The organism is Sphaerospermopsis reniformis (assembly GCF_005402885.1).
GTDB classification, from domain to species: domain Bacteria; phylum Cyanobacteriota; class Cyanobacteriia; order Cyanobacteriales; family Nostocaceae; genus Sphaerospermopsis; species Sphaerospermopsis kisseleviana.
The window spans coordinates 1-9,411 of the sequence record NZ_BJCE01000213.1 but is presented as its reverse complement, the minus strand read 5'-3'; the positions used below and the strand labels follow the sequence as shown (position 1 = coordinate 9,411).

Genomic DNA, 9,411 nt, shown 5'->3' with positions numbered 1-9,411 from the left:
CGGCATTTTTTCCGGACTATACTAACAGTAACTATCTCTAGCCCTGATGATTACGTCAAGTCTGGCTGAAATGAGAACATCCTCAAAGCCATACACAGACTGCCTTTTTAATTTTCGGACAGGTCTAATAAGGTATATCACCATAAGCAGCAAAAGTGACTGGCGCTGTAGAACTCGCAGTTTCTGCTTTTACCCCAGTTGTGAAAACGAAAAAAAACACTAAAACACTCACAACCAACTGCAACAGTCGAGGATGCTTAGAAGTCAATTTGTTTTTCATTGGAAAAATGTCATAAAAATCACGTTCGTTAATATTTTACGGTGTATTGTCATTAACAGGAATACTGCTGGATCTTAAATCTTTCTAAAGAAATGCAATCATCAACATAACCAGCCAGTGAATCAAGAAAAAATATTAAATTTGTAGCTATAATCAAAACAAACTTCTCAAAATTCTGATATGATAGCCATTCCCCAAAAACAGCCAAAAATGACCTTTGAGGAATATCTCAGATGGGAACTTAACCAAGATATTCGCTATGAATACATCAACGGCGAAGTTTTCGCCATGACTGGTGGTACAATTCCCCATAATGATATTGCTCTCAATCTTTACAGACCTTTATATTCTCATGTCCATCCTCAAGGTTGTCGAGTCAACGTATCAGATGTCAAAGTACAAGTTAATCCCAACAGCATCTACTTCTATCCTGATCTTGTTGTTAGTTGTCACCATGAAGATATCAACGCTCGCAAATTTATTCAACATCCGCAATTAATTGTAGAGGTGCTGTCTCCCAGTACAACCAATAAAGATAAAGGAGAAAAATTCAGATATTATTTAACAATTCCCTCCCTACAAGAATATATTTTAATTGATTCGGAAAGAATATATGTTGAGCGTTATTGTCGAGGAGAAGGGAGAATGTGGCTTTACTATCCCTACACGACTGGAGATATAATTACATTATCAAGCATTGAATTTGAATTTCCCATTGAATTATTATATGAAGGTGTAGAATTAGAGACAGAAACAGAAAATTAAACTCGAATCTTAAATCTAGAAACAAAGGAGAACATGAAAATTATGTCCAAGCGTAAAAAAAGCAACCTGCAATGGATTAAAGAAACCCTCGAACTAGATCCAAACCATCACTGGGAAGGACCTGAAGATTATAAAATATTTGTCGCTGGTAGGGGTGCAGTGCGGTTTAATGTTCCCCAAGATTGGGTATTTGAACCAAAAGAAAAATCCTTTAAATTCACAGATAAAAAACCACCTAATGATGATTGTTGTTTAGAAATTTCCTATAATCATTTACCCCCCAATGATTGGACATTATTCCCCCTCAAACGCACCTTAAAAAAAATCATAGAAGATGATAAGCGTGATGTCATTGAAACAGGGGAAATCATACAAGTTAAACGCCAAACAGCAAAAATCATGTGGGGACAAATTAAATTTATTGATACCCAAGCAGAACCTAGAGAAGCATATTCTAGAATTTGTGTAGGTTTAGGTTCTAATATTCAATGTTTAATTACCTTTGATTATTGGGCGGATCAAGCAGAACAATTAACACCTGTTTGGGATGAAGTAATGCGGAGTTTAACACTAGGTTTATATATTCGTGATCCGCGCACTGGTTTAGCTTTTCCTGATTAAAGGAAAACAAAAGAATATGAAGATTTCCACCAAGAAAGAATTATGAAAATCTCTCTTAAAACCTCATTTCTCTGTGTTCTCTGTGGTTCGTTTATTTCTTAACTTTTGCCTAAAGGTGTGTCAGATTATAATCAGATGATAAAGATTATAAATTTAATCATTTTCTTACTAACTTATCTGTTTTACACACCTTACCAACTTAAACATAATTTAAAAATCAACTAAAACTAACTTTCTATTTCTTCCTCAGTAAAAACAGGAGGCCATAATTCAGAAATAGGTAATTCCCAACCTGGTAAAAGTTCAGGAATAGTTAAAACATCATTGTTGTTAAAAACGACCGGTTCACCTTGAGAACGATAAACTGTAACAGTTTCTTCATCAGGATCAATTAAAATTCCCACCACTGCACCCAAATTAATAAAATTGATAACTTTTTTTTCTAAGGTTTTAATTCTATCACTTTGAGATTTAATTTCTACTACTAAATCAGGCACAAGTTCACCAAAATAACGGGGACTTTGACGCAACCTTGCAGCACGCACAAAAGAAACATCGGGAGCGGTTAAATTGCTATCTGGTAAAATAAAACCACCCGCAGAATCAAAAACTCTTCCTAAACGACGGGGATAAACCCAGTTAGCTAATAGTCGGCTAAAAAGAATACCTATTTCACTAGATACAATATCCGAAGGACCCACGATAGAAATGCTCCCGTTTTCTAATTCTAGATCATAATCTAAACCAGCCTCATTGATTGCACTTTGTAGTTTTTCCACATCTTTAATTGTCATGATGGGCATAGTTTTTTACTCCTTGTGGTGATTTGTTAATTGTAGCATTTGTCTGAATCAGGATGTCCAGGATTTGAGGATTTACAGGATGTGATTTATTGTTTTTTAAATAATGTTGGGTTGTATTGTTGCTTAACCCAAGTTACAGACTAAAAATTTTATCCTTTGTGCTTTCAACGCTCGTTTATTAAAACAAACTATAAGTTCTGATTTATATAATCATAATGCTTTTTGGACATTTCTCCTGACAATATACTCATATCACAAAAATCCTCTTCCGATATGTTTGCAGGAATACGATGAATAGACTGACATATTTGTAACCAGTTATCTTCATAATTCATATTCAATCCATTGGTTTTATTAAGCAAGAAAACAAACGAATACCAACCAAACTTTATATATTTATGAACATGAGGAAATCTAAACAATTCTGCATTTATGATTCCAAACCTTTGTTTAGCATGAATGGTTGTATTACGATATGGAACGGGAAAAACTATGTTGGGAAGAGACAAGTTTAAAACATTTACAAGAAAGAGGAGTTGATACAGGTTTGACAGATTATATCTGTGAAATTGAGGAACGATTAGCTACTATTATTTTATCTGAATGAGTTATAGTGCAAGCGCACTTTCCCAAATACTCAATGATAAAATCAATAAAACTAAAGATAATTTACCAATGACAACTACACTCGTTGCATAGAACCGTAATTTAAGTGTAATTTAAGTGTAATTTAAGTATAATTTAAGTATAATTATTTTATCTGAGTGAAGAAAATTATTGAATTGAGAGCGATCGCACTTCCCAAACCCCAATAAGCAATACTTTTCTTTGGAAAACCTAGATTAACCATGAGACACCAAGTAAACCAAAGATTAGATTAACTTATATATACCAAATCATATCCCAATATCAATATCAATGTAATTTATTGACATAATGTGGTTGAATGTAATGTTATAGTGTTATAAAAAATAGCTGTTTATTAAGTATGCAACTGACCTGTTTCAAGCATTTGCAAATCAATCTTTCTGCTGCTGCTGCTATAGCCTTGTTAGCTGCTGCACCGTCAATAGCCAAAGCTCAAGTTAATAACACCATAAATAGTACAACCTCATCAACCCCCAAGACTTCAGTCGTTAATCTGGCGATCACTGAATCTGAAGTCTTGGCAGCCCAAAAAGCCTGGGGAGACGCATTAGTTGCCATCTCCACCACCTACGATGAGAAGGGAAAAGACGCAGCCAAAGCATTAGCCGAAAAAGTTATCGATGAAGCCTATGCTTACCAGATGGGAGCAGTGCTATTCAAGCCAACTCTGACAAAAGCACCACAGACTTTCCGCACAACACGGGAAGGTGCATTGGCTTATTTCGTGGGCGACAATCCCTCTTTTCCTGATGATAAAGGCTTTGCCCTAAAAGGATGGCGAAAGGTGGAAATTCGCAACGCTGGAATTTTCATTGATGGTAATGTAGCTACAACAATGGGCAACGTCCTAATTACTGACAAGACTGGTAAAGTAACCACAGTGGACAAGACCTGGAAGTTCATCAAGGACAACAATGGTAAACTGCGGATTGTAGTACACCATTCCTCCCTGCCCTACAACAATTAAAATCACCTGTTGCATCAGAGAAATAGCAGGTTATCCCCATCATCAATTAATTAAACCTAAAACCCCTCTCCAAACTCCTATCTTACCTCTCCCTAATCCTCTTTGAAAGAGATGTTTAGTAACAAGCAAGAAAGCAAGTTCGGGGAGGTGATTTTTATAAAAATTACTAATTTTTTGCCTAAAAAATTTTTTGCCTAAACATAGTCTAGTTAGTCTAAAAAATCCACTTGAAGAAAGTTGTTCTATATAACAAATTTCCCAAACATCGAAAATTAACAACTCCCTCAACCACTGATCAAATCATAGATTTACCACTTGCAGTTATCTATAAACAATGTTATTATATAACATAATAAAATCAATTTAATCTAAAAATTAAAATCTCATAATTACCCAACTAAAAAACCTAAAATTACCGCACCTTTCAAGAAACATCATCAAGTTCGGAGTAATCCCAAGAGTGCATTTGACGGAAAGGAAGACCCATCTTTTGGAATACATACTTCTCTTTCACACCAGAAGCAATTAAGTCTGGCTTCAGAGCTTTAACAAACTCTTCAAATTCAAAAGCGGTTACGTCGTCATAAACGATAGTACCGTTTTCAATGTAGTGAGTAGTACGTTTATAGTCGTCATTATGAGCGAACTCATAACCAGTACCTACCAACTTCATACCCAAATCTTGGAAAGCGGGTACAACGTGACGGGGACGTAAACCACCAACCATCATTGCAACTGTCTTACCTTCCAAACGAGGACGGTACTTAGCAACGATCGCATCCATAGAAGGCTGATATTTAGCAATAACTTTCTCAGCGTTTTCTTGGATCTTAGAATCAAATTTAGCAGCGATCGCTCTTAAAGATTCAGCAATCTTGGTAGGACCGAAGAAGTTATATTCCATCCAGGGAATACCATAAGCTTCTTCCATGTGACGGCTGATATAGTTCATAGAACGATAGCAGTGGATGAGGTTGATCTTCACATTAGGAGTCAACAACATCTCATTGATAGTACCGTCACCAGACCACTGAGCAACAACACGCAAACCAATTTCTTCTAATAAGATACGGCTTGCCCAAGCGTCACCACCGATGTTATAGTCACCGATGATTGCTACGTCGTAAGGAGTACCTTCAAACTTGAGAGTACCGTCTTTCTTAGCTTTGTCTGCTCTGGGGAATACCCAGTCACGGATTTGGTCGTTAGCGATGTGGTGACCCAAGGACTGAGACACACCACGGAAACCTTCGCAACGTACAGGAATAACGGGTTTACCGAGTTTTTTAGCAGCTGTCTTAGAAACCGCTTCGATGTCATCCCCAATTAGACCGATGGGACATTCAGATTGAACGGAAACACCACGGTTTAAGGGGAATAATTCTTCTAATTCTTCGATCAGTTTCAATAACTTCTTGTCTCCACCGAACACGATGTCGCGCTCTTGGAAGTCAGAAGTGAAGTGCATAGTACCGAAGGTATCAACACCAGTTGTACCTAAGTAGTAGTTACGACGACCAGACCAAGACCAGTAACCGCAACCTACAGGACCATGACTGATGTGGATCATGTCCTTAATAGGACCCCAAACCACACCTTTAGAACCTGCATAAGCACAACCACGAGCGGTCATTACACCAGGTAAGGATTTGATGTTAGATTTAACACCACAATCTGTTTTACCTTCTTCGTGTACATTGAGGTGCTTTTCGCGCTTCTTAGCAGCCTTTTCGGGATAAGCTTTAAGAACGTCTTTAATCAGTTCTTTTCTTTCTTCAACAATCTTCTTGTTGTCTGGAGGAGTCATGTCTGGCCTCTGTTAGCTCTTTTAGATATTGGTTAGGTAGGGATGGGGAAGTTAATCCCCAAGGTAGGGAAGGAAAGGAAGGTAAAAAGGAAGTGATGTAGAGTTTTCCTTTTTCCTATTCCTCAATTACTGAATACTACTTGGTTGCAGAAGCGGGCTTACCAATGATTTCAGCGTGCTTAGAATCATCGTCAAGAATACCGTATTCGATCAACAGAGCTTCTAATTCATCCATTTCTATTGGGGTAGGAATGGTGAGGTTCTTGTTTTCGATGATCTTCTTAGCTAATGCACGGTATTCGTTAGCTTGGTTGCTGTCAGGAGCGTACTCGTTAACGGTCATACGACGCAATTCTGCGTGTTGAACGATGTTGTCACGAGGTACGAAGTGAATCATTTGGGTGTTCAAACGTTTAGCCAAGGTTTCGATGAGTTCGTGTTCCCGGTCAGTTTTACGGCTGTTACAGATCAAACCACCTAAACGTACACCACCGGAGTGTGCATATTTCAAAATACCACGAGCGATGTTGTTTGCAGCGTACATCGCCATCATTTCACCAGAGGTAACGATGTAGATTTCTTGTGCTTTACCTTCACGGCAAAGATTATTTATCTCATAAAAATAGCTGTAGAATGTTCATTTTAGACTATGTTTGCGGTAATCATTGTCTAGAGTGAACGGTTTTTTTATTAGGGTAAATCTAGGGTATGGACAGAACACAGGAAGCATTTGCCGATTTTCACCAAACAGCTATTACCGATGGGGGATATTTAGGTAGAATGCAAGCAGTAAATGAACAAGAAAATCATCTAACGGCAAAATTAACTACAGAATTAAAAGCAATTAATGGTAGATTAAAAGCGGCTAATGTTGGTGTTTATATCCGCAAATCTGGCAATTCTTTACAGTTGAGATGCACCTTACCTATTAAACCAGGGGATATTGATAAAAATGCTAGTGGTACAAAACAATATGATATTTCTTTGGGTATTCCTTTTAATTTTGATGGGTTGAATACTGCGGAAGAAGAGGCTTATGAATTAGGAAAGTTAATTGCTAGAAGGCAATTTCACTGGAATGATAAATATTTAGGAAAAACTCGAATTAAAGCTAGTTTAAAAACCATTGGTGATTTAATTGCAGATTTTGAGAAACGTTATTTCCAAACTCGGAAAAAAACTTTAAAAAGTGAAAATACTTTTAGCAGTTATTTTTATATTGCTCAAAAGCATTTACCCAAGGATAAACTAGCGATAGATGCTAATTTTATCGAAGCTGTGCAAAATTGCCAATCTTCTGATAGTGTGAAAAATGAATTGATTAAAGTAATTCGGGTTTTGTGTAAATGTTCTGGTTTAGAAGTTCCTGAATTAAGCAATTTAAAAATTAAACCTACTGCAAAACGTAAACGCGATATACCCACTGATGTGGAAATTGAAAAAGAATATTTGAAGTTTGAAAATTACGCCATTAACCGACCAAGTAAGTTAACAACTAGAGAAGATAGAAACAATTGGAAATTGTGGAGATGGGTTTATGGAATGTTAGCAACTTATGGTTTAAGACCGATTGAAATTTTTGTCAAACCGGATTTAGATTGGTGGTTATCTGTTGATAATACCATGAATACATGGCGAGTTAATGAAGAATGTAAAACCGGAGAAAGGGAAGCTTTACCATTATATCCTCGTTGGGTAGAAGAGTTTAATTTAAAAACAGATTTAGAAGCAATTGAATTCTTGAAATTGAAAATTCAAGATAAAATAACGAGTAAAGAAATCAACGCTGCGCGACATGGTACAGATAGATGGTTTAGATTTGTGGGTGTGAATTTTCAACCTTATGATTTACGTCACGCTTGGGCAATTCGAGCGCATTTAATGGGGATTCCCATTAAAGCTGCTGCTGATAATTTGGGTCATTCTGTGAATATGCACACATCCATTTATCAGAAGTGGTTTAGTTTGGAAAATCGGAAGGTTGCAATTGAGGAAGCAATTAAGAAAAAATCGAAGGTGGAAGAACTGCAAGATATGGTAATAATGTTGGAACAGGAAAATGAGAGGTTAAGAATTGAGAATGAAAGATTGAAATTGCAGATGGGACACAGTTTGATGAAAATTGAGTTAAGATAAGATATTAGCCTTACTCACAGACACTGAGGCGCAAAAATAATTTTATAAAACTAGGAATGTTACAAGATATGTCTTATAGTCAATTTACATCTATAGGTAAGGTTAAAGAAGCTTTTGGGTTAAAAACTCAGGAAGGTGGGCGTTTTATTCCTGAAGTTGCCAAAATTGAACCTTCTACGACGTTAACAGCATATTTAGCAGAAAGTTTACCCCTTGCTGCTTCTGCTAGTGAAAAAGCACGTTCTGAAGGGATTATTTATCCAGTTTTGTTAGAAGTAAGAAGAATTTTAAATCGGCAAATTAGTTTATTTTCTGGTGAAGATTTTACAGTTGATGAGTCGGTGGGATTAAATGGAATATGTGACTTTCTGTTAAGTCGTTCTCCTGAAGTGTTGGAAATTGAAGCACCTGTAATTGTGATTGTAGAAGCCAAAAAAGCAGATTTAAGAACTGGGTTTGGACAGTGTATTGCAGAGATGGTAGCTGCCCAGAGATTTAATCTTGCTAAACATAATCCTCTTAGTATTGTTTATGGTGCAATTAGTAGCGGTACACAATGGCGATTTTTAAAGTTAGAGGGTGATATTGTAACTATTGATTTAGCTGATTATCCTTTACCTCCTGTAGATGAAATTTTAGGGATGTTGGTTTGGATGATTGAAAATGGTGGATAGTCAATTAATAATTTCCTACAGTTCAGGAATATGCAGTTCAGGAATATGTTCATTTTCATAGTTTTCAATTAAAACTCCTATGACTTCCATCAGAGATGCAAGAGGATGATTTTCATCTTCACCAACTTGATCTATCAGAGAATCTAGTATATCAACTAAGTGTTCATATTCCTCTTCTGTGTGAGTAAAAAAGACGTTTTCGGCAATGGATGACCAAGCATTAATGGTTTTTTCAAGGTTTAAAGTTTGCATTATTCTTTCCACTTTCCTTCATCATATAGGTCTAATATTTGATTTTTGAACAGAACTCCGTACATGGTTCGGCTTCGCTCACCATAAATACTGACAGCCTTCTTTCCTGTTCCCTGTTCCCTGTTCCCTGTTCCCTGTTCCCTGTTCCCTGCCTCTACGAAAAATTCATGAATCAAATCGGATCACTATATTCTGAATGTGTTAGCACAGCACGGATATAACCAAACACCAAAAAAGCGTTAGCGAAGCTTACCGAAGGTATCGCACCCATAAACCACAATACCGGAAATGGGATTCTTGGGTCGCGTTTCGCTATCGCTCTCAACAAACTACAATAGACATCTCCGAAAACTATCTAACCTTCACCACAACTGCTTTTGAGGAAATGAAGGTTAAGTGCAAAGATACTCAGATTATACGCTATAATCAGTGCTGAAGATGCCTGCTATTGGGAATTA

General features: G+C 36.8%; 10 protein-coding genes and 1 pseudogene. 6 read left to right on the top strand and 5 right to left on the bottom strand.

What is annotated here, in order from left to right; genetic code table 11:
• Positions 1 to 124: 124 nt before the first annotated feature.
• Positions 125 to 280: a hypothetical protein gene (locus FFR48_RS21715; RefSeq protein WP_162501932.1), complete on the bottom strand. Its 156-nt coding sequence runs from the start codon at positions 278 to 280 to the stop codon at positions 125 to 127.
• Between the two features lie 180 nt (positions 281 to 460).
• On the opposite strand from FFR48_RS21715, the gene FFR48_RS21710 reads away from it, so the two are divergent.
• Positions 461 to 1,045 carry a Uma2 family endonuclease gene (locus FFR48_RS21710; RefSeq protein WP_096568567.1) on the top strand — a complete coding sequence of 195 codons (585 nt, stop codon included), beginning with the start codon at positions 461 to 463 and terminating at the stop codon, positions 1,043 to 1,045.
• Positions 1,046 to 1,087: 42 nt separating this feature from the next.
• A complete protein-coding gene (locus tag FFR48_RS21705; protein ID WP_096568570.1) occupies positions 1,088 to 1,666 on the top strand; it encodes an Alr1449 family protein in 579 nt (192 codons plus the stop codon).
• A gap of 227 nt (positions 1,667 to 1,893) precedes the next feature.
• On the opposite strand, the gene FFR48_RS21700 is transcribed toward FFR48_RS21705, so the two are convergent.
• On the bottom strand, positions 1,894 to 2,469 hold the full coding sequence (locus FFR48_RS21700; protein WP_096568573.1) for a Uma2 family endonuclease: 576 nt from the start codon (positions 2,467 to 2,469) through the stop codon (positions 1,894 to 1,896).
• A 475-nt stretch (positions 2,470 to 2,944) separates the two neighbouring features.
• Here FFR48_RS21700 and FFR48_RS30215 point away from each other — a divergent pair, with 475 nt between their 5' ends.
• Positions 2,945 to 3,076 (top strand): hypothetical protein, encoded by a 132-nt coding sequence (locus FFR48_RS30215; RefSeq protein ID WP_268932455.1) that lies wholly within the window; start codon positions 2,945 to 2,947, stop codon positions 3,074 to 3,076.
• Positions 3,077 to 3,457: 381 nt separating this feature from the next.
• Entirely contained in the window at positions 3,458 to 4,084 is a 627-nt protein-coding gene (locus tag FFR48_RS21695) for a metal-independent carbonic anhydrase family protein (protein ID WP_096568577.1), read from the top strand.
• Between the two features lie 424 nt (positions 4,085 to 4,508).
• On the opposite strand, the gene nifD is transcribed toward FFR48_RS21695, so the two are convergent.
• Entirely contained in the window at positions 4,509 to 5,891 is a 1,383-nt protein-coding gene (gene nifD, locus FFR48_RS21690) for a nitrogenase molybdenum-iron protein alpha chain (protein ID WP_096568580.1), read from the bottom strand.
• Between the two features lie 136 nt (positions 5,892 to 6,027).
• Positions 6,028 to 6,489 (bottom strand): annotated as a pseudogene (locus FFR48_RS21685) (NifH family ATP-binding protein); the annotation flags it as partial.
• Between the two features lie 110 nt (positions 6,490 to 6,599).
• Between FFR48_RS21685 and FFR48_RS21680 the strand changes: the two are divergent.
• Together FFR48_RS21680 and FFR48_RS21675 are read left to right on the top strand one after the other, a co-directional pair.
• A complete protein-coding gene (locus FFR48_RS21680) occupies positions 6,600 to 8,027 on the top strand; it encodes an integrase (protein WP_137668817.1) in 1,428 nt (475 codons plus the stop codon).
• Between the two features lie 68 nt (positions 8,028 to 8,095).
• Entirely contained in the window at positions 8,096 to 8,701 is a 606-nt protein-coding gene (locus tag FFR48_RS21675; RefSeq protein WP_137668816.1) for a hypothetical protein, read from the top strand.
• 15 nt (positions 8,702 to 8,716) lie between these two features.
• On the opposite strand, the gene FFR48_RS21670 is transcribed toward FFR48_RS21675, so the two are convergent.
• Positions 8,717 to 8,953 (bottom strand): hypothetical protein, encoded by a 237-nt coding sequence (locus tag FFR48_RS21670; RefSeq protein WP_137668815.1) that lies wholly within the window; start codon positions 8,951 to 8,953, stop codon positions 8,717 to 8,719.
• Between the last annotated feature and the right edge of the window lie 458 nt (positions 8,954 to 9,411).

Excerpts from the sequence above, each read along its gene's own strand:
- FFR48_RS21675 (WP_137668816.1), top strand. The coding sequence starts at position 8,096 with ATGTCTTATAGTCAATTTACATCTATAGGTAAGGTTAAAGAAGCTTTT.
- FFR48_RS21715 (WP_162501932.1), bottom strand. The coding sequence starts at position 280 with ATGAAAAACAAATTGACTTCTAAGCATCCTCGACTGTTGCAGTTGGTT.
- FFR48_RS21695 (WP_096568577.1), top strand. The coding sequence starts at position 3,458 with ATGCAACTGACCTGTTTCAAGCATTTGCAAATCAATCTTTCTGCTGCT.
- FFR48_RS21710 (WP_096568567.1), top strand. The coding sequence starts at position 461 with ATGATAGCCATTCCCCAAAAACAGCCAAAAATGACCTTTGAGGAATAT.
- FFR48_RS21700 (WP_096568573.1), bottom strand. The coding sequence starts at position 2,469 with ATGCCCATCATGACAATTAAAGATGTGGAAAAACTACAAAGTGCAATC.
- FFR48_RS21705 (WP_096568570.1), top strand. The coding sequence starts at position 1,088 with ATGTCCAAGCGTAAAAAAAGCAACCTGCAATGGATTAAAGAAACCCTC.
- FFR48_RS21670 (WP_137668815.1), bottom strand. The coding sequence starts at position 8,953 with ATGCAAACTTTAAACCTTGAAAAAACCATTAATGCTTGGTCATCCATT.
- FFR48_RS21680 (WP_137668817.1), top strand. The coding sequence starts at position 6,600 with ATGGACAGAACACAGGAAGCATTTGCCGATTTTCACCAAACAGCTATT.
- nifD (WP_096568580.1), bottom strand. The coding sequence starts at position 5,891 with ATGACTCCTCCAGACAACAAGAAGATTGTTGAAGAAAGAAAAGAACTG.
- FFR48_RS30215 (WP_268932455.1), top strand. The coding sequence starts at position 2,945 with ATGGAACGGGAAAAACTATGTTGGGAAGAGACAAGTTTAAAACATTTA.